The organism is Pseudomonas sp. B16(2017) (assembly GCF_002113205.1).
Lineage (GTDB): Bacteria > Pseudomonadota > Gammaproteobacteria > Pseudomonadales > Pseudomonadaceae > Aquipseudomonas > Aquipseudomonas pharyngis.
Genome location: NZ_NEKA01000004.1, coordinates 392,075 through 413,131 on the forward strand (window position 1 = coordinate 392,075; position 21,057 = coordinate 413,131).

General features: G+C 60.0%; 13 protein-coding genes. 6 read left to right on the forward strand and 7 right to left on the reverse strand.

The features are described 5' to 3' along the window. Positions 1–131: 131 nt before the first annotated feature. Complete coding sequence (gene metH, locus CAG25_RS09320) at positions 132–3,842, forward strand: methionine synthase (protein WP_085610458.1); 3,711 nt, start codon at positions 132–134, stop codon at positions 3,840–3,842. A 112-nt stretch (positions 3,843–3,954) separates the two neighbouring features. Then, the gene (locus CAG25_RS09325) at positions 3,955–4,173 is read left to right on the forward strand and encodes a DUF2970 domain-containing protein (RefSeq protein ID WP_007959515.1); all 219 of its coding nucleotides are present in this window, start codon (positions 3,955–3,957) and stop codon (positions 4,171–4,173) included. Positions 4,174–4,178: 5 nt separating this feature from the next. On the opposite strand, the gene CAG25_RS09330 is transcribed toward CAG25_RS09325, so the two are convergent. Further along, positions 4,179–5,252, reverse strand: a complete 1,074-nt coding sequence (locus CAG25_RS09330; protein ID WP_085610459.1) for an ABC transporter substrate-binding protein — start codon at positions 5,250–5,252, stop codon at positions 4,179–4,181. 525 nt (positions 5,253–5,777) lie between these two features. Here CAG25_RS09330 and CAG25_RS09335 point away from each other — a divergent pair. Further along, on the forward strand, positions 5,778–7,436 hold the full coding sequence (locus tag CAG25_RS09335) for a nitrite/sulfite reductase (RefSeq protein ID WP_085610460.1): 1,659 nt from the start codon (positions 5,778–5,780) through the stop codon (positions 7,434–7,436). Further along, complete coding sequence (locus CAG25_RS09340; protein WP_007959510.1) at positions 7,420–7,914, forward strand: DUF934 domain-containing protein; 495 nt, start codon at positions 7,420–7,422, stop codon at positions 7,912–7,914. The genes CAG25_RS09335 and CAG25_RS09340 overlap by 17 nt, the downstream gene beginning before the upstream one ends. A gap of 59 nt (positions 7,915–7,973) precedes the next feature. Here CAG25_RS09340 and CAG25_RS09345 read toward each other — a convergent pair whose 3' ends face one another. Both CAG25_RS09345 and sohB read right to left on the reverse strand, forming a co-directional pair. Beyond that, the gene (locus tag CAG25_RS09345; RefSeq protein WP_085610461.1) at positions 7,974–12,830 is read right to left on the reverse strand and encodes a dermonecrotic toxin domain-containing protein; all 4,857 of its coding nucleotides are present in this window, start codon (positions 12,828–12,830) and stop codon (positions 7,974–7,976) included. Between the two features lie 193 nt (positions 12,831–13,023). Further along, positions 13,024–14,046, reverse strand: coding sequence for a protease SohB (gene sohB, locus CAG25_RS09350; RefSeq protein WP_085610462.1), 1,023 nt, complete (start codon positions 14,044–14,046; stop codon positions 13,024–13,026). Positions 14,047–14,253: 207 nt separating this feature from the next. Between sohB and CAG25_RS09355 the strand changes: the two genes are divergently transcribed. Next, entirely contained in the window at positions 14,254–14,964 is a 711-nt protein-coding gene (locus CAG25_RS09355) for a histidine phosphatase family protein (RefSeq protein WP_085610463.1), read from the forward strand. A 48-nt stretch (positions 14,965–15,012) separates the two neighbouring features. After that, the gene (locus tag CAG25_RS09360; RefSeq protein ID WP_007959502.1) at positions 15,013–15,330 is read left to right on the forward strand and encodes an SCP2 sterol-binding domain-containing protein; all 318 of its coding nucleotides are present in this window, start codon (positions 15,013–15,015) and stop codon (positions 15,328–15,330) included. A 52-nt stretch (positions 15,331–15,382) separates the two neighbouring features. Here the strand turns inward: CAG25_RS09360 and CAG25_RS09365 are convergent, their stop codons facing one another. From CAG25_RS09365 to CAG25_RS09380, 4 genes are read right to left on the reverse strand one after another with little or no spacing between them, the layout of a single operon-like run. Beyond that, positions 15,383–16,966, reverse strand: a complete 1,584-nt coding sequence (locus CAG25_RS09365) for an ABC transporter ATP-binding protein (RefSeq protein WP_085610464.1) — start codon at positions 16,964–16,966, stop codon at positions 15,383–15,385. Position 16,967: 1 nt separating this feature from the next. Continuing rightward, positions 16,968–17,990, reverse strand: coding sequence for an ABC transporter permease (locus CAG25_RS09370; protein WP_085610465.1), 1,023 nt, complete (start codon positions 17,988–17,990; stop codon positions 16,968–16,970). Continuing rightward, entirely contained in the window at positions 17,990–19,054 is a 1,065-nt protein-coding gene (locus CAG25_RS09375) for a microcin C ABC transporter permease YejB (protein WP_085610466.1), read from the reverse strand. The genes CAG25_RS09370 and CAG25_RS09375 overlap by 1 nt, the downstream gene beginning before the upstream one ends. Continuing rightward, entirely contained in the window at positions 19,041–20,891 is a 1,851-nt protein-coding gene (locus CAG25_RS09380) for an extracellular solute-binding protein (protein ID WP_085610467.1), read from the reverse strand. Before CAG25_RS09380 ends, CAG25_RS09375 begins: the two co-directional genes overlap by 14 nt. Positions 20,892–21,057 lie beyond the last annotated feature (166 nt).

Below are 21,057 nucleotides of genomic sequence, written 5' to 3' on the forward strand. Positions count from 1 at the left end.
CGCCGCGATTCTACCGTTATGACGCTCGTACCAACATGAGCGATATTCATGCAAAAGCGTCACATGCTCTAAAACCGCACAGGTTTGTTATGATCCCGGCCCTTCGTCATGGTCTTTTTCGAGTAGCCCCAATGTCCGATCGCAGCGTCCGCCTTCAAGCTCTCAAGCAAGCTCTCAAAGAGCGCATCCTGATTCTCGACGGCGGCATGGGCACGATGATCCAGAGCTACAAGCTCGAAGAGCAGGATTATCGCGGCAAACGCTTTGCCGACTGGCCGAGCGACGTCAAGGGCAACAACGATCTGTTGGTGCTGACCCGCCCGGACGTGATCGGCGGCATCGAGAAAGCCTACCTGGACGCCGGCGCCGACATCCTCGAGACCAACACCTTCAACGCCACGCAGATTTCCATGGCCGACTACGGCATGGAAGAACTGGTCTACGAACTCAACGTAGAAGGCGCCCGCCTGGCGCGCAAGGTTGCCGACGCGAAAACCCTCGAGACCCCGGACAAGCCGCGTTTCGTCGCTGGCGTGCTCGGCCCGACCAGCCGCACCTGCTCGCTGTCGCCGGACGTCAACAACCCGGGCTATCGCAACGTTACCTTCGATGAACTGGTGGAAAACTACACCGAGGCCACCAAAGGCCTGATCGAAGGCGGCGCCGACCTGATCCTGATCGAAACCATCTTCGACACTCTCAACGCCAAAGCCGCGATCTTTGCCGTGCAAGGCGTGTTCGAAGAACTGGGCTTCGAGTTGCCGATCATGATTTCCGGCACCATCACCGACGCCTCCGGCCGCACCCTGTCGGGCCAGACCACCGAAGCGTTCTGGAACTCCGTGGCCCACGCCAAACCGATTTCGGTCGGTCTGAACTGCGCCCTCGGTGCCCGCGAATTGCGTCCGTACCTGGAAGAGCTGTCGGACAAGGCCAGCACCCACGTTTCGGCGCACCCGAACGCCGGCCTGCCGAACGAGTTCGGCGAGTACGACGAACTGCCGGTGGACACCGCCAAAGTCATCGAAGAATTCGCCCAGAGCGGTTTCCTCAACATCGTCGGCGGTTGCTGCGGCACCACCCCGGGCCACATCGAAGCCATCGCCAAAGCCGTTGCCGGCTACGCGCCGCGGCAGATTCCGGACATTCCCAAGGCTTGCCGCCTCTCAGGCCTGGAGCCGTTCACCATCGATCGCAGCTCGCTGTTCGTCAACGTCGGTGAGCGGACCAACATCACCGGTTCCGCGAAATTCGCCCGCCTGATCCGTGAAGACAACTACACCGAAGCCCTGGAAGTCGCCCTGCAGCAGGTCGAGGCCGGCGCCCAGGTGATCGACATCAACATGGACGAAGGGATGCTCGATTCGAAGAAGGCCATGGTGACCTTCCTCAATCTGATTGCCGGCGAGCCGGACATCTCCCGCGTGCCGATCATGATCGACTCCTCGAAATGGGACGTGATCGAAGCCGGCCTCAAATGCATCCAGGGCAAGGGCATCGTCAATTCGATCAGCATGAAAGAAGGCGTCGAGCAGTTCATCCATCACGCCAAACTGTGCAAGCGCTACGGCGCCGCCGTGGTGGTGATGGCGTTCGACGAAGCCGGCCAGGCCGACACCGAAGCGCGCAAGAAAGAGATCTGCAAACGCTCCTACGACATTCTGGTCAATGAAGTCGGCTTCCCGCCGGAAGACATCATCTTCGACCCGAACATCTTCGCCGTGGCCACCGGCATCGAAGAACACAACAACTACGCTGTGGACTTCATCAACGCCTGTGCCTACATCCGTGACGAGTTGCCGTATGCCCTGAGTTCCGGCGGCGTGTCCAACGTGTCGTTCTCGTTCCGCGGCAACAACCCGGTGCGCGAGGCGATCCACTCGGTGTTCCTGCTGTACGCCATCCGCGCCGGCCTGACCATGGGCATCGTCAACGCCGGTCAGCTGGAGATCTACGATCAGATCCCGCAGGAACTGCGCGACGCCGTTGAAGACGTGATCCTCAACCGCACCCCGGAAGGCACCGACGCCCTCCTCGCCATCGCCGACAAGTACAAGGGCGACGGCAGTGTCAAGGAAGCCGAGACCGAAGAGTGGCGCAGCTGGGACGTCAACAAACGTCTTGAGCATGCGCTGGTCAAGGGCATCACCACCCACATCGTCGAAGACACCGAAGAGTCCCGTCAGTCATTCGCTCGCCCGATCGAAGTGATCGAAGGCCCGCTGATGTCCGGCATGAACATCGTCGGCGACCTGTTTGGCGCCGGCAAAATGTTCCTGCCCCAGGTGGTGAAATCCGCTCGAGTGATGAAACAGGCTGTGGCGCACCTGATTCCGTTCATCGAACTGGAAAAGGGCGACAAGCCGGAAGCCAAAGGCAAGATCCTCATGGCCACAGTGAAAGGCGACGTGCACGATATCGGCAAGAACATCGTCGGCGTGGTGCTGGGTTGCAACGGCTATGACATCGTCGACCTCGGCGTGATGGTGCCAGCCGAGAAGATCCTGCAGGTGGCCAAGGAGCAGAAGTGCGACATCATCGGCCTGTCCGGCCTGATCACCCCGTCGCTGGATGAAATGGTCCACGTGGCCCGCGAGATGCAGCGCCAGGACTTCCACCTGCCGCTGATGATCGGCGGCGCGACCACCTCCAAGGCGCACACGGCGGTGAAGATCGAGCCCAAGTACAGCAACGACGCGGTGGTCTACGTGACCGACGCCTCCCGCGCCGTGGGCGTGGCGACGCAGTTGCTGTCCAAGGAACTGAAGGCCGGCTTCGTCCAGAAGACCCGCGAAGAGTACATCGACGTCCGCGAGCGCACCGCCAACCGCAGCGCCCGCACCGAACGCCTGAGCTACGCCGCTGCGATCGCCAAGAAGCCGCAGTTCGACTGGGCCACTTACACCCCGGTCAAACCGACCTTCACCGGCACCCGCGTGCTGGACAATATCGACCTCAACGTCCTGGCCGAGTACATCGACTGGACGCCGTTCTTCATCTCCTGGGATCTGGCCGGCAAGTTCCCGCGCATCCTCGAAGACGAAGTGGTCGGTGAAGCGGCGACCTCGCTGTACAAGGACGCCCGCGAGATGCTGACCAAGCTGATCGACGAGAAACTGATCAGCGCCCGTGCGGTGTTCGGTTTCTGGCCGGCCAATCAGGTGCACGATGACGATATCGAGTTGTACGGCGATGACGGCAAGCCGATGGCGCGCCTGCATCACCTGCGTCAGCAGATCATCAAGACCGACGGCAAGCCGAACTTCTCCCTGGCCGACTTCGTCGCGCCGAAGGACAGCGAAGTGACCGACTATGTCGGTGGTTTCATCACCACCGCCGGGATCGGTGCCGAAGAAGTGGCCAAGGCTTATCAGGACGCTGGCGACGATTACAACTCGATCATGGTCAAGGCCCTCGCCGACCGTCTGGCCGAGGCCTGCGCCGAGTGGCTGCACCAGCAGGTGCGTAAGGAGCACTGGGGTTACGCCAAGGATGAAGTCCTCGACAACGAGGCACTGATCAAAGAGCAGTATTCCGGCATCCGCCCTGCCCCGGGCTATCCGGCGTGCCCGGATCACACCGAGAAGGCCACACTGTTCGCCCTGCTCGACCCTGAGGCCCAGGAAATGCGCGCCGGTCGCAGCGGCGTGTTCCTCACCGAGCACTACGCGATGTTCCCGGCGGCAGCGGTCAGCGGCTGGTACTTCGCCCATCCGCAGGCGCAGTACTTCGCCGTGGGCAAGGTCGACAAGGATCAGGTGCAGAGCTACACCTCGCGCAAAGGCCAGGAACTGAGCCTGACCGAACGCTGGCTGGCGCCGAATCTGGGTTACGACAACTAATCCCGCTTCACGCGACGACACCCTGTGGGAGCCTATCGGCTCCCACAGGTATTTCTGCGATCTGAAAAGGGTTGACTATGCTTGTCTGACACACACGGCAGACGGGGGATTTATGGACGATCCAGTCGACAACAAGCCACCGACGTTCTGGCAGATGCTGCATAGCGTCATGGCGGCGGCGTTCGGGGTGCAGAGCGGCAAGAACCGGGCGAGGGACTTCACCCACGGCAAGCCCAGCCATTTCATCTTCTTGGGTATCGCGTTCACGGCGGTATTCGCCCTGACGCTGTTTGGCATTGTGCAACTGGTGGTGCATCTGGCGGGCGTCTGACGGCCCTAGTGCATCAGGGTCTGCAGATTGAACGGGTAGCGATACGAAACCGGGCGCCCTTTCGCCGAGAGCTTGCGAAATTGCACGCCGTAGTCCGGTGAGGCACCCATTGCAAGGATTCGGCGGGCATGATCCCTGTCGATCAGTTGCAGCAACGGAATCTGCCGATCCCGGCCGCCATACTGATTCAGATCGACGCCTTGCGCGTGATCATGCAGCTCGACCAGTGCCCAGCCACCCAGGGTGAAATGCCCGCCGAGCAACGCGCTCAGGCGCCCGTCGACCACCGCCTGCAAAGCTTCGGGCGAGGTGTTGACCGCGCTGAACAGCACGTCCTTGCCCGGCACCTTGCCGACCTCGGACGCAGCACGCATCGCGCCGAAGGCCATTTCATCATTAGCTGCCCATACCAATGAAACGTTGGGATAGCGGACCAGCAACTGCTTCGCCTGCTCGTAAGCCCGTTGCTGGGTCCAGCCGCCATAGACCAATTGCCGCAAATGTACCTGCGGATTCTCCGCCAGGGCCCGCTGCATGCCCTTTTCGCGCAATTGCGCCGATGGCGTGATCTTGAGGCCGGAAAACGCCAGCAGATCGATGCTTTCACCGGGCGCCACGGGCGGATGCAGGCGGATCAGTTCTTTCATCATCAGGTAGCCGCCCTCCTCGTCGTTGGGCACCAGGCTACCAATGCGATCCGCGCCCTCTGTCACCAGTGCCTGCTGGTTGGGCGTCAGTGCCGAATTGACGATAAAGAGCTTCACGCCGCTGCCATTGGCCAAGCGCAGAATCTGCGGTGCCACGTACTGTTCGTTGACGAACACCAGATAATCCGGGCGCTCAGGCCCCTGCAGGGCCAGTCGCGCTTGCGCCAGGGTCAGTTCCGGCTGGCGCTGGGCGTAGAGGATGCGCAGGTCGATGCCCAGATCCCGGGCGGCAGCCTGCATGAATTGCGAGTAGCTGACCCAGAATGCTTCCTGCGTCGAGCCCGGATTCAGGAACAGCACCGACTCCGCACGCGCGCAGGTACCGAAAACCGCGCCGAACAGCAGCAGGCTGAGGTGAAGAAGCTTGAACATGAATCATCCGGGCCCAAGGAAAAATGGCCGCGCATTATAGCCATTGATCACCTGGCCTTTGGCGCTTGATCCCGCCTTTTGTCCGACAATCGTCGCAAGCGGGGCCCGGACGAGTCGTTTTACTGATGGCTGACCCAGAATACCGCCGTTCCAACGACCAGAATGATCAGGAACAGAATCGCCCAGGCATCGACGCTGCTATCGCTTTTCCTTGCTTTGGTTGGGTTGCTCATTGCATCGCCTCTTGTCGGTTTTATCGGTGATTGCAGAAAGACTCGACCACAGTTAAGACGATGATTGTCCGCACGACAAATGTGGTTTAGTTGACAGTGATTCTTGTTAGGCGATTTGGTTCTTTACATATACTCAAACATCACTTTTGCGCATAACTGCAAACGGGTATATTGCCCCGGCTCCGTCAGGGAGTGCGCGGCCGTGCGCGCAGAATTGCAGAGGAACCATCGGACTCCAGCAAGCGAAAACGCAGCGTTTTCCGAGTGGCCAAAGCCTGAGAACAGGACTTATATGTACGTATACGACGAGTACGATCAGCGGATCATCGAGGACCGCGTCAAGCAGTTCCGTGATCAGACCCGACGCTATCTGGCAGGTGAGCTGAGCGAAGAAGAATTCCGCCCCCTGCGCCTGCAGAATGGCCTGTACATCCAGCGTTTCGCGCCGATGTTGCGAGTGGCGGTGCCTTACGGCCAACTGACCTCGCGTCAGGTGCGCATGATGGCCAAGATCGCCCGCGACTATGACAAGGGCTACGCCCACATCAGTACGCGGCAGAACGTGCAGTTCAACTGGCCGGCGGTCGAAGACATCCCGGACATCCTCGCCGAACTGGCCACTGTGCAGATGCACGCCATCCAGACCAGCGGCAACTGCCTGCGCAACGTCACTACTGACCAGTTCGCCGGTGTTGCAGCCGACGAGTTGATCGACCCGCGTCCGTGGTGCGAAATCGTTCGTCAGTGGACCACGTTCCACCCGGAATTCGCTTACCTGCCACGCAAGTTCAAGATCGCCGTCAACGGTTCGACCTCCGACCGTGCGGCCATCGAAGTCCACGACATCGGCCTTGAGCCGGTACACAACGCTGCCGGTGAACTCGGTTTCCGTGTGCTGGTCGGCGGTGGTCTGGGTCGTACCCCGGTGGTCGGTGCGTTCATCAACGAGTTCCTGCCATGGCAGGACCTGTTGAGCTACCTCGACGCGATCCTGCGGGTGTACAACCGCTACGGCCGTCGTGACAACAAATACAAGGCGCGGATCAAGATCCTCGTCAAGGCGCTGACGCCGGAAGTCTTCGCTCAGAAAGTCGATGCCGAAATGGAACACCTGCGCGGCGGCCAGACCACACTGACCGAAGCCGAAGTGCATCGTGTGGCCAAACACTTCGTCGACCCGGACTACAAGGCGCTGGAAAACCAGACCGCCGAACTGGCCGCCCTCGACAAAGAGCATCCGGGCTTCGCCCGCTGGCGCACCCGCAATACCCTGGCACACAAGAAGCAGGGCTATGTGGCCGTGACCCTGTCCCTGAAGCCGACCGGCGTTGCACCGGGTGACATCACCGACAAGCAGCTCGACGCCGTCGCCGACCTGGCCGACCGCTACAGCTTCGGTCAACTGCGCACTTCCCACGAGCAGAACATCATTCTGGCCGACGTCGAGCAGAGCCAGCTGTTCACCCTGTGGGGCGAGCTGCGCGAGCAAGGTTTCGCCACGCCGAACATCGGCCTGCTGACCGACATCATCTGCTGCCCTGGCGGTGATTTCTGCTCGCTGGCCAACGCCAAGTCGATCCCGATCGCCGAATCGATCCAGCGCCGCTTCGACGACCTGGACTACCTGTTCGACATCGGTGAACTGGACCTGAACATCTCCGGCTGCATGAACGCCTGCGGTCACCACCACGTCGGCCACATCGGCATCCTCGGTGTGGACAAGAAAGGTGAAGAGTTCTACCAGGTCTCGCTCGGCGGCAGCGCCAGCCGTGACGCCAGCCTGGGCAAGATCCTCGGCCCTTCCTTCGCCCAGGAAGACATGCCGGACGTGATCTCCAAACTGATCGACGTGTACGTGGAACAGCGCACCGAAGACGAGCGTTTCATCGACACCTACCAGCGTATTGGCATCGACCTCTTCAAGGAACGCGTCTATGCAGCGAATCATTAAGAACAACGAGGTCGTCGACGAAACCTGGCACCTGCTGCCCAAGGATTTCAACATCGACGAAATCAGCAACTGCGACGACCTGATCGTCCCGCTGCAGCTGTGGCGTGAACACGCCCGCATGCTCAAGGCCCGCGATGGCGGTCTGGGTGTGTGGCTGGATGCCGACGAAGAAGCCGAAGAAATCGGTGACGACGTGAACGAGTTCCAGGTGATTGCCCTGAACTTCCCGGCGTTCACCGATGGACGCAACTACTCCAACGCCCGCCTGCTGCGTGACCGCTACGGTTTCAAAGGTGAACTGCGGGCGATTGGTGATGTGCTGCGCGACCAGTTGTTCTACATGCGCCGTTGCGGTTTCGATGCCTTCGCCCTGCGCGCGGACAAAGACCCGTACGACGCCCTTGAAAGCCTCAAGGACTTTTCGGTGACCTATCAGGCCGCCACTGACGAACCGCTGCCGCTGTTCCGTCGCCGCTGACCGCCTGCCCCGGGCCCTTGTCGAAGGGCCCGGGGCCTCTGTTCAGTCCTATTTCGTTCCTAATCTGTTGTGGCCGGCAATGGCAGCCCTGGATGGCGTGCCAATGCCGCATTGGTCAGTTGCTTGCGCAACTCCAGGCTTTCATTTCTGAAGTTGTCGTAGATTGTCGTCATTTGCTGTGCGGCGGCTTCGCGAGACAGATTGGCCTGAGACTCCAGCAGGGAAAAAGCCCGCGCACAGCGATCCAGAATCTCGGCAAACACGTCCTGACGACTCGTCCACAAATACTCGGCCCAGAATTCCTGCCGGCTGATCGAGTTTACCAATTGCGCAGTATTTTCGGCCTTGACCACCTTTTGATAGGCTTCATCGATCTGCTCATCGCTGACCTCGACGTCCAGCCGCACATTCAGCTCAGTCGGTTGCGCAGGCAGCTCCAGCCGCTCTGCCAGTCGCACCCGGTAAATCAGGTTGATATCCAGAGCCTGGCGCAAGGTCAGCGATTCCGTTCTGGCGCGACGCGCCGTTTCCAGGACAACCTGTTTTTCAAGCTCCTGCAATCGAAACAGTCCACGCAACAGACGAATCAGATCACCCTCGAGCGCCTGACTGCCGGTGCGAGCCGCTACCAAAGCCCTGAAGCACAGAACCCTGACCTCCAGATCGCTAAATAACGCAGTGGCATTGGCAGTACTTACACGCCCTTCTCTGGCCATCCGAAACAGCACACGGCGCAGCCTGTCGTTTTCACAGGCGGCCTCCAGCACGTTCCAGACCCGCTGCCCAAGCTGGGTGCGGGCGCGGAAATAATCGGCCGTCCCGCGCAATTGCATGAGCATCTCGAAAAAGGCCCGGGAATCGGGATCAGCCGACAGCGATAACAGTACCTCCTGCGCCCGCGCAATCTGCGTCCTCGGCAACCCGCTGACCCACCCGGCACCCTGCATATCGACAGCCGGTCGTACCGTAGCGAGGTAGTCAGGGGTGATCACACCCAGGCTGATACCTTGCACTCGCTGATAATCGGCAAGGGCCTGAAGGCTGGCCACGGACAGCGGGTTGCCGTCGATATGGGTGCCTCGATTGAGCACGGCGCGCGCCTTGAACACAGAATCCGGAATCTCGACGATTTTGTTGTTGCGCAGATCCAGGGTTTCCAGGTGCGTAAGCGCGTCGATGTCCGCCGGCCACTGGGTGATTCCCGTGTGGTGCAGATCCAGGTGGCGCAAATTGCGCATCCCTGCCAACGCGGGCACTTGGCCCAGGTCTGGATTCAGACTCAGGTTCAACGAGTGCAGGTGTGTTTTGCTACCCAGCTCCTGCGCTGCTCGTTCGCTCAGGCGAATTTCGTTGTTACTCAGATCCAGTTCTGTGAGTCCCGACATGTCCGCAACGACCTGAGGGATGCGGGTCAGTTCGTTTCCTGAAAGGTTCAGCGCTCGCAGCCGGGTAAAGTTGCGCAGAAATGCATTCAGTCCTGAACTCGCCCCCACACCACTCATCTGCAACGCCGTCACATGGGTGAAATCACCGACGACCACCGGCAGATTTCCCAGCGGGACCGCATCGAAAACAAGGTTGTAAAAGTTCTCACCGGAAGGTGCGGGCGCCTGGTTTTCCTTGCGCCACGCACGCAGGATCGCCTGCGCCGCCCGCCTCTTGTTATCGGCAGGAACCCTCAGCCTCCTACCATCGCCGTCGTGATACCACGTTTCGCGATGAACCCATCGCTCAAGCGTGTCGAGGATTGTTTGGTATTCCTGACGCATGTCCTCAAGCTTTCGAATGGCCAGCACTTCGTCAGTCCCAAGCGTCGACACAAAGCGTTCAATCTGCGCCGTTGAATGCGCGGGATACAGCCGTCGGGCACGGCGCATCAACACTGACGATCGATGCGGCATCGGATGAGTGGACGACCCTGCCCGCACAACCGATTGTTCGATTTGCCGGTCCGCCAACCCCATGGGAGACCGATAATCGGCATGCGGAGCTTCCATTCCCAGCACCCTGGCGTAGGCCACACGTCGCTGCAGTGCCAACGTGGTTATTTTTTCTCTCAGGCCCGTGCCATCCGGATCCGCATCGACGCCAATGGCTTTACGGCTGTGTGACGGAAGGCTTTGCCACAATGCCTGGAAAAAATTCGTCCGGGTACGCCCCGGCTGCCTGGAAACGACGGCATGGCTCGAATCCAGGCCCTGATAGCGTTCAGGGTAAGCCTCGAGCAACGCCTGATGTTCAGCGCCGTCAGCACCGATCGTGGCTCGTTGATCGGCAAATACACCCCAATCCAGTATTTCGATAAACACATCACCAGGCCAACCTGGCAAGTGCGTCAAGGTGTCGAGTATCAACATATCCGCATCGCGCCCGCTGGCGGCGTCCAGATACAACGCCTCATAGGCGCGGTTCAGACGCAGGATCTGCTGATATCGCCGTGCTTCTTCTGCCAGACGCAGCGGAACGGTACCTGCGTCAAGCTGCGCCCATTCATGCGCATCGGCATGATGCGCCAACTCGTCGGCGACGCTTGCCGACAACCCCGGAAAGGCCTTGACGATCGGCTCGCTCCTGGAAAGTTCGCAGACGTCCGCGCGCCGAAACAGTCGATCCATCATTGCCATGCGCATGCGGGGCGCCAGCCCGGCAATGTGCATCCCGAGCAGCGCGCTCTGATTGTTGGGCTCTACGGTGGCGGAACCCAGCAGATGCGAACGCTCACTGTCACTGAGCGCTGCCAGCAACGGCGGATAAAACCGGCCGTCGCGCATCAGATCTTCATTGATTTTTACCTCGCGGGTGCCTTTGGTCCCACCGTATCGGGTCACTTCGTTGGCCATGATATCCGTCACGCTGATTGCCAGATCCCGCGGCCAGCGGCCCCTTGCTGTCAGCAAGTACAGCTGCAGATCGGCATCGGCCAGCGGCGCGGAGGCAGCAACGGCCATCTGGTCCATGAACCGGGTGACACCGATATCCGCACGAAAGCGCCTGACCGAATCTGTCAGGATCGCCATGGGCTTGCCACGCTCGACAAACAGCCGGCGCATGGCGGCTTCGTCGATCCCGGTTGCGGCGATGATTTGTTCGGCACGAGTGTCCGAAATCTGTTCTTCACGAAAGCCCAGCCGACGGAACAGCGTCAGCGCATTCCACTCGTGAGGCAGCTCCGAGTCATGCCGCCAGGCGCCCGCACCATTGGACTCAAGCAATGGCGAATAACGTTTGGGCAATGTGGGATTATGCACCTCCCACAGACTGGTGCCGCTCAACGGACGCACCGCGTAAGCATCGGGCCCCAAGGGCAGATAACCGTCCTTGCCGCGCCAGACCAGACCTTGTGCATCGGTCGACATACTGCTCGGCATCGACTCCTGCTGGCGGTAAGCGCTCATGTCTGGATTCCACAACCGTTGCGACAGGTCGTCAGCCACCGGTACACGCTCAAGGCCCTTGATGAAATTCGACGAGCGCACGGTTTTAAAGGCTTTTCCCACCGCTACGCCGCCGGTGGCGAACCCCGCCATCAGGATCAGGTTTTCAAGCGTGTCAAACAGGCAGTCGGCGGCATGTTCCTGATCGCCGTGGGCCCAACTGTCAATGCCTTCATATATCTCGTTGAGCAACTGCAAGCCGGCCACGGCACACAGGACTTCACCCAGAACCGGGACAAATGAAAGGAAGAACAGCACGGTGTTCAGCCCGATGGCTTTATAAGTGTCCAGCCTCGCCAGCCGGGTTTTCTCGTCTTCGTCGTCGGTCGGCACCACCAGCAGACGAGCGTCGGCGCAAACCTGCGCGGCACGGTGCTGGAAGATCGCCAGAAACAGATCCTGTTTTGCGTCACTTTCAAGATCTATACCCGTCAGCGGCAGATACGTCGTGGAGATCGGGAAATGATTCGGCTGGACTTTCAACAACCTTACATCCAGTCCGTTAAGGAACGCCGGACGATCCTTCATCGTAATGAAGCGCGAAAAAAAACGGTGGAACCGGGCGTCACGCAGACGCCCGCTCAATTCGAGTTCGAACCTCTGAAACGACGGGTATTCTTTCAACGGGTGATCAGGATCGCCTGGCATATAGATCACACAGCGGTAATCGCTGTCGGCATGCTCGCTGACCGGGCCGATGAACATTGGGCCCCTGAGCGTCACGCCGAGCATTTCAAGGCTTTGAAACCCAAGTGTGTTGTTGCCCAGTTTGATCGACGGCTCCTGGTTTTTTACCGAATTCAGCATCTGATAGACATCTGGGCTGATGTAGCCGCGCATTAAAGCAATGTGCCGATCAACATCAAACTGGTCTTTCGAGTACGTTACCGAAGTTGCCTGCAGACTTGCGACTTGACTACCGCCACCAAAAAAAGTCTTCACATGTTTTTGATATTGCTCGCCAAGATCCAGATAACGGCACAGCCTGGCGAATTCGTTGGGCCGCATCGACAACACCCGACTGGATCGCCCTGTTACCTGTTCCGGAATATAAAGCAAGGAATGTTCGTGATAGTTGCTGGCCAGCGTTTCCGATAATTCGAAATTTTCGCAGGCAGCCATCAGTAAATCGCGTTCGATGGGTAATACCAGTTTCTTGCGCAGGCCCAACAGGCTGGAGGTGGAACGCACATGCTGAAAAATCGCTCCCTCGACCTCGAAAGGTTCACCCAGTTTTTCACTCATCGCCTTGGCCAACAGCGGCGTACAGAAGCTTTGTGGAGACTTCAGTGCGCGCAGTTGCTCCAGCGCAGCATGTCGCGACTTAAAACTTTTTTTCAAACTTTCGTAGAGGTCATTGCGAACCGTCTCCGCAGACGTCAGCAACCAGGAAGGAATCTGTTTTTTATACAACTCAAAAAAGACACCTTGTTGATCAGGCGTCATGGCAGGCAAACTTGATTTACTATTTTCAACGTCCATGTTTAACAACTTTATTCTGAAGTGGACATTCAGAATAAAGGCGAAAAACCCTTGGATACAGCGCGCTTATTTGATGAGTTCGTCACTGAAAACAGCAACATTATCAAACTTTAAAATATCTATATACCGCACTGTCTTGCGTTGAAAATGCATCGCGCTCGCGGGGCGAAAACCTCGCGAGCGTGCGCAATTGTTACCAGAAACGCTGCTGGGTCAAGCGACTCCACCAGCTCAGCAACACGCGATCCACCGAGCCGCTGGCCGCCATGCCGATACGCTCCTGCAGGCTTTTGCGTTCGGCGTAGTGCAGGTGATAAACCTCGGACTGCTTGGCGCGCTCGGCCAGGTATTCGTCGCTGGTCTTGAGTTCGTCGACCAGTTGCTTGTCCAGTGCCGCGATGCCGAGCCAGACTTCACCGGTGGCGACCTCGTCGATCGCCAGCTGTGGGCGATAACGGGCAACGAAGTTCTTGAACAGCTGATGGGTGATGTCCAAGTCTTCCTGGAATTTCTCCCGGCCCTTCTCGGTGTTTTCGCCGAATACGGTCAGGGTGCGTTTGTATTCACCGGCGGTCAGCACTTCGAAATCGATGTCATGCTTTTTCAGCAGGCGGTTGACGTTGGGCAACTGAGCCACCACGCCAATGGAACCGAGGATGGCAAACGGCGCACTGATGATCTTCTCGCCGATGCACGCCATCATGTAACCGCCGCTGGCCGCGACCTTGTCGATGCATACGGTCAAGGGCACACCGGCTTCACGGACGCGCGCCAGTTGCGACGAGGCCAGACCGTAGCTGTGCACCATGCCGCCGCCGCTTTCCAGGCGCAGGACCACTTCGTCTTTCGGTGTGGCCAGGGTCAGCAGTGCGGTGATCTCGTGGCGCAGGCTTTCGGTGGCCGAAGCCTTGATGTCGCCGTCGAAGTCGAGCACGAACACCCGAGGTTTGGCCTCGGGTTTCTTTTTCTGCTTCTTCTCGGACTTGGCCTGGCCCTTGCGCAAGGCCTTGAGCTGATCCTTGTCGAGCAGGGTCTGCTCCAGGCGCTCACGCAGGCCTTTATAGAAATCGTTGAGCTTGCTGACCTGCAACTGGCCGGCCGATTTGCGCCGGCCCTTGCCGCGCAATGCAGCAAAACTTGCCAGCACCACCAGAATGGCGATGACCAGCGTCACGGTCTTGGCCAGGAAACTGGCGTATTCAGTCAAAAACTCCACAGAGACTCCTTCAAACGATGCGCGGTCGTAAAACACACGCGGGAATTGGCTCCAGCATACCCATGCACCGGCCCGTCGGCCAGCCGTGAAACCTCTGGCAACAAGGCTGGAACGGGCATTTCAAACAAGCGTATGTTTTTTCATTGACAGCTCACCGTCATCCCCATAACCTCGCCACAACCTTCAACGTACCGGGATGACGCGGACGTGGGCAGCATCTACTTGATTCGACATGGCCAGGCCTCCTTCGGTGCAGACGACTATGACGTCCTGTCGCCGACCGGTGTACGCCAGGCAGAAATCCTCGGCCGTCACCTTGCCGAACTCGGAATCAGCTTCGACCGCTGCCTGTCGGGCGATCTGCGCCGCCAGCAACACACGGCCAACAGCGCTCTTGAACAGTTCGCCGCCGTCGGCCTGCCGGTACCGACTCTGGAAATCGACTCGGCCTTCAACGAATTCGATGCCGACGCCGTGATCCGCGCCCTGCTCCCGGCCATGCTGCCGGAAGAGCCCGAAGCGTTGGAGATTCTGCGCAACGCCGCACAAAACCGTGGCGAGTTCCAGCGCATCTTCGCCTTGATCATCGAACGCTGGCTCGCCGGCACCTACGACACACCGGGCCTGGAAAGCTGGCTGGCTTTCGTCGAGCGGGTACAGGCCGGGCTGCAGCGGATTCTCGAACAGGCCGACAACACCCAGAAAATCGCGGTGTTCACCTCCGGTGGCACGATCACCGCCCTGCTCCACCTCATCACTCAAATGCCTGCCCGGCAGGCCTTTGAACTGAACTGGCAAATCGTCAACACCTCGCTCAACCAGCTGAAGTTCCGCGGTCGCGAGGTGGCTCTGGCTTCCTTCAACAGTCATGCACACCTGCAACTGCTGAAGGCCCCGGAACTCATCACCTTTCGCTGAGTCCGGATTACTGTGACCCTGCTGCAATCAACCAAAAAGGATCGAACCATGACCTCCGTAGCTGATGCCGTAAAAGCAATGCAAGCCAAGTTCAACCCAGCCGCCGCTGCCGGTCTGGATCTGGTCTTCGGTTTCAACATTACTGACGAAGACAAGCAATACGCCCTGATCGTCAAAGACGGCACCTGCGACATCCAGGAAGGCGAAAACCCGGACGCCAACTGCACGCTGGTGCTGGACAGCGAAACCCTGAAAGGTATCGTCAGCGGCGAAACCGACGGCATGCAGGCTTTCATGGGCGGCAAGCTGCGCGTTGAAGGCGACATGATGCTGTCGATGAAACTGTCCGAGCTGTTCCCTGCGTAAGACCGCAGCCAGTCTGCAAACGAATCCCGCCCCTGTGGCGGGATTTGTCGTTTCAGGCGTTCACACCGGCAAACGATGCCGCCAGCAATTCCCGTGTATACGGGTGCCGGGCTGAATGAAACAACCCGGCCGTATCGCCACGCTCCACTACCTCGCCATCCTTCATCACGATCAGATCATGGGCCAGCGCCCGCACCACCGCCAGGTCATGACTGATGAACAGATAAGTCAGCCCGTGTTCCTCCTGCAACCGACGCAACAGCGCAACGATCTGTTTCTGCACCGTGCGATCCAGCGCCGACGTCGGCTCATCCAGCAGGATCAGATCCGGCTTGAGCACCAGCGCCCGGGCGATGGCGATGCGTTGCCGTTGCCCGCCGGAAAACTCGTGGGGATAGCGGTGGCGCGTCGCCGGGTCGAGTCCGACTTCCCTCAATACCTCGATCACAGCCTGTTCGCGCGCTTTCGCACTCAAGTCACTATGCACCTGCAGACCTTCGGCAATGATCTGCTCCACACACAAGCGCGGACTCAGGCTGCCGAACGGGTCCTGAAACACCACTTGCAGGCGTTTGCGCAGCGGACGCAATTGTTTACCGCTCAGTTGTTCGAGCGCCTCGCCCTTGAAGCGGATGCTGCCGTCGGCGTCGATCAGACGCAAAATCGCCTGACCTAAAGTGGACTTGCCCGATCCGGATTCACCAACAATGCCCAAGGTCTTGCCCCGTTGCAGGTTCAGATCGATGCCATTGACCGCGTGCAGATAAGTCTTGGCCCGCAGCCATCCGCCACCCAGCGGAAAGCGCACATTCAGATCACGAACCTCGAGCAAATCCTCTGCTGCATCACGGCACAGCGCCGCGCCGCCGGGTTCGGCATTGAGCAACTCGATGCTGTAGGGATGCTGCGGCGCACGGAACAACTGCTCGCAGCTCGCCTGTTCGACGATTTCGCCCGCGCGCATCACCGCCACCCGCTGGGCAATGGTGCGCACCAGATTCAGGTCGTGACTGATGATCAGCAGCGCCATGCCCAGCCGCTGTTGCAGCTCCTTGAGCAGCAACAGAATCTTGCGTTGCACCGTGACATCGAGGGCTGTGGTCGGCTCATCGGCGATCAGCAACTGCGGTTCGCACGCCAGCGCCATGGCGATCATCACCCGCTGCCGCTGCCCGCCGGAGAGCTGATGCGGATACGCTTTCAGCCGCTCGCGCGGACGTTGAATGCCGACCAGTTCCAACAGCTCCAGAATCCGCTTGCGCGCCGCTGCGCCCGCCAGGCCCTTGTGCAGCGCCAGGCTTTCGCCGAGTTGCCGCTCGATGCTGTGCAACGGGTTGAGCGAACTCATCGGTTCCTGAAAAATCATCGCGATGCGGTTGCCGCGCAGTTGGCGCAGATAGCGCTCGTGCACACCCAGCAGCTCTTCGCCGCCATAACGGATGCTGCCGTCGATCTGCGTGATGTGCGGGTCCAGCAGTTGCAGAATGCTGTGGGCCGTCACTGACTTGCCAGAACCCGATTCGCCCACCAGCGCCAGGCATTCCCTCGGGCAAATGTCGAGGTCGATGCCGTGCACCACTTCCTGCCCTTTGAACGCCACCCGCAGGTCGCGTATTTCGATCAGATGTTCACGCATATCAAGTCCTGGGGTCGAAGGCATCACGGCAGGCTTCGCCGATGAAAACGAGTAAAGAAAGAATCAGCGCCAGGGCGAAGAACGCCGTCAGGCCCAACCACGGTGCTTGCAGATTGTTCTTGCCCTGACCGATCAGCTCACCCAGCGAAGCACTGCCGGCGGGCATGCCGAAGCCGAGAAAATCCAGCGCCGACAACGTGGCGATCGCCCCGGTCAGGATGAACGGCAGGTACGTCAACGTCGCACTCATGGCATTGGGCAGAATGTGCCGTACGATCACCTGCGCATCGCCGACACCCAGCGCCCGCGCCGCTTTCACGTACTCAAGCCCCCGGCTGCGCAGGAACTCGGCGCGCACCACGTCCACCAGACTCAGCCAGGAAAACAGCGCCATGATCCCCAGCAACCACCAGAAGTTCGGCTCGACGAAGCCCGACAGAATGATCAGCAGGTAAAGCACCGGCAGCCCCGACCAGACCTCCAGCAAACGCTGCCCGAGCAAATCGACCCAACCGCCGTAATAGCCCTGCAAGGCACCGGCGGCGATGCCGATCAACGCGCTCACTGTCGTCAATGCCAGGGCGAATAACAGCGAGACCCGCGTGCCGAATATCACCCGCGCCAGCACATCCCGCGCCTGATCGTCGGTGCCCAGCCAGTTTTCAGCGGTGGGCGGGCTCGGGGCCGGTTCGCTGAGGTCGTAGTTGACCGTGTCGAAACCGAACGGGATCGGCGCAAACCACATCCGCCCGCCCTGCCCCTCGATCAGTTCACGCACCTGAGCGCTGCGGTAATCAGGCTGGAACGGCAGCTCACCACCGAAATCCTGCTCGGTGTAACGCTTGAACGCCGGGAAAAACCATTCGCCCTGATACATCACCAGCAACGGTTTGTCATTGGCGACCAGTTCGCCGCCCAGGCTCAGGCCGAACAGCGCGAGAAACAGCCACAACGACCACCAGCCGCGCCGATGAGCCTTGAACCGCGCCCAGCGGCGCTGTCCGATGGGAGAAAGCGTCGGCATCAGGCAGTCCTCGCGGTGAAGTCGATGCGCGGATCGACCAGCGTGTAGCACAGGTCGCCCAGCAGTTTTATCAAGAGCCCGAACAGGGTGAAGATGAACAGCGAACCGAACACCACCGGGTAATCCCGCGACACCGCCGCCTCGTAGCTCAGGCGGCCGAGACCGTCGAGGGAGAAGATCACTTCGATCAAGAGCGAGCCGCCGAAAAACACCGTGACCAATGCCTGAGGCAATCCGGCCACCACCAGCAACATCGCGTTGCGAAACACGTGCCCGTACAACACCTGCCGTTCACTCAAGCCCTTGGCCCGGGCCGTGACCACGTACAGCCGCGAGATTTCATTGAGAAAGCTGTTCTTGGTCAGGATCGTCAGCGTCGCGAAACCGCCGATCACCAGCGCGCTGACGGGCAACACCAAATGCCAGAAGTAATCGGCAACCTTGCCCCACAGCGACAGCTCGGCGAAGTTGTCCGAGACCAGCCCGCGCACCGGAAACCAGTCCAGCGCCGTACCACCGGCAAACAACACGATCAGCAGCAACGCAAACAGAAACCCCGGCATGGCGTAGCCGATGATGATCGCCGCGCTGCTCCAGACATCGAACGCCGAGCCGTTGTGCACCGCCTTGCGAATGCCCAGCGGAATCGATACCAGATAAGTGATCAGCGTCGCCCACAATCCCAGCGACAAGGTCACCGGCAGCTTCTGCCAGATCAGCTCGGTTACCGTCGCACCCCGGAAGAAACTCTTGCCGAAATCCAGTTGCGCGTAACTCTTTAGCATCAGCCACAAGCGCTCACCGGCACTTTTGTCGAAGCCGTACTGGCGCTCGATATCGGCTACCAGTTTCGGGTCCAGGCCCCGAGTCGCGCGGGACTCGCCGCCAATGCTTTCGACATGGCTGGCACCCACCGCCGCACCGACACCGATCCCCTGCAATCGGGCGATGGCCTGCTCGACCGGGCCACCGGGTGCGGCCTGCACAATCACGAAGTTCACAAGCAGAATCGCCAGCAAGGTCGGCACGATCAGCAGCAGACGCCGCAGGCTATAACCCCACATGGGCGAACTCCTTGTGCTGTTGCTGCATTTGCGTCGCGGTCAGCGCGGTCGGGCTGATTTCCCACCAGGTGTCGAGGCCGGCGTCGTACAGCGGCGCAATTGCCGGGCGACCGAAACGGTTCCACCACACCGTGGAAATCCCCGGCGGGTAATAGTTGGGAATCCAGTAGTAACCCCACTGCAACACCCGATCCAGCGCATGGGCGTGGCGCAGCAGACTCTCGCGATTGTTTGCCTGCACCACGCCTTCAAGCAGCGCATCCACCGCCGGATCGCGCAGCACCATGTAGTTGTTGGAGCCGGGATCGTCGGCGCCGTCGGAGCCGAAATAGTTGAACAGCTCGCGCCCCGGCGCCTGACTCACCGGGTAACCGACGACGATCATGTCGTAGTCGCGGCTGCGCACGCGGTTGGTGTATTGCGCGGTGTCGACCTGGCGAATATCGAAACCGATGCCGATCTGCGCCAGGTTGCGCTTGAAGGGAAGCAGCAGGCGCTCGAAGCCCTTCTGGCCGTTGAGGAAGGTGAATTGCAACGGCTCGCCGGCGGCATTCACCAGTTGATCGCCACGGGGTTTCCAACCAGCGGCCTCCAGCAATTTCAGCGCCTGCAACTGTTGCGCGCGGATGTTGCCGCTGCCGTCGGTGCGCGGCGCTTCGAACACTTGACTGAAGACTTCATCGGGAATCTTGCCGCGCCACGGTTCGAGGATTTTCAGTTCTTCGACATCCGGCAATTCAGTGGCCGACAACGCACTGTGGGAAAAGAAGCTGCGCTGGCGCAGGTACATGCTGCGCATCATCTGCCGGTTGCTCCATTCGAAATCCCAGAGCATGGCAATCGCCTGCCGGACCCGACGATCCTGAAACATCGGTTTCTGCAGATTGAACACAAAGCCTTGGGCACCTTGCGCGGCGCCGGGTGCGAGGTGTTCGCGCAGCAACTTGCCCTGCTCCAGCGCCGCCCCCGCATAACCGATGGTGTAACTGGTGGCGGAGAACTCGCGGTTGTAATCGAAGCCGCCGGCCTTGAGCACTTGTCGCGACACGTCGGTGTCGGCAAAAAACTCCACGCTCAACTGATCGAAGTTATAAAGCCCGCGAGTGATCGGCAGATCCCTGGCCCACCAGTCCTTGATCCGCTGGAATTTCACACTGCGCCCGGCGTCCACCGCGCTGACCTTGTACGGCCCGCTGCCCGGCGGAATCTCGAAACCTGCGCCATCGGCGAAATTGCGCGTGCGCCACCAATGCTCGGGCAGCACCGGCAACGTCGCCAGATCCAGCGGCAAGGTACGGCTCTCGTTGTTCTTGAACACGAAACGCACCTGAGTCGGCGACTCGACCTGCACCTCGGCGACATCACGAAACTGCTGGCGATACTTGAGGCTGCCCTGAGTGGTGAACAGTTCGAAGGTGTAGCGCACGTCTTCAGCGGTGATCGGCGTGCCATCCTCGAACCGCGCCTTGGGGTTCAAGTAAAAACGCAGCCAGCGCCGGTCCGCGTCCAACTCCATGCGTTGGGCCACCAGGCCGTAGACGCTGTAAGGCTCGTCCTTGCTGCGATAGGCCAGCGGCGCATAGAGCCAGCCGTCGATGTCGGCAACGCCGGTGCCTTTGTCGATGTAGGGAATCAGGTGATCGAACGGGCCGCTCTCCAGCGAAGAGCGGCGCAAGGTTCCACCCTTGGGCGCAGCGGGATTGGCGTAGGCCAGGTGCTGGAAATCCGCGGCGTATTTCGGGGCTTCGCCGTAGACCGTGAGGGCGTGTTGGGGCGCGGAGAAACTGAGCGGGCTCAACCACACTAAGGCGGCAAAAAGCATGAGTCTGAAGCGCATTGGCAAGGTCCTGATGATTGGGCGACGCCAAGGGCCTCTTCGCGAGCAAGCCCGCTCCCACACAGGTTTGTGGTGAACACAAATCCCCTGGGGGAGCGAGCGTGCTCGCGAAGAGGTCAGAGCAGTCACCACACCTCCCGCCTACCTGTGATGTGCAGCAGGCGGG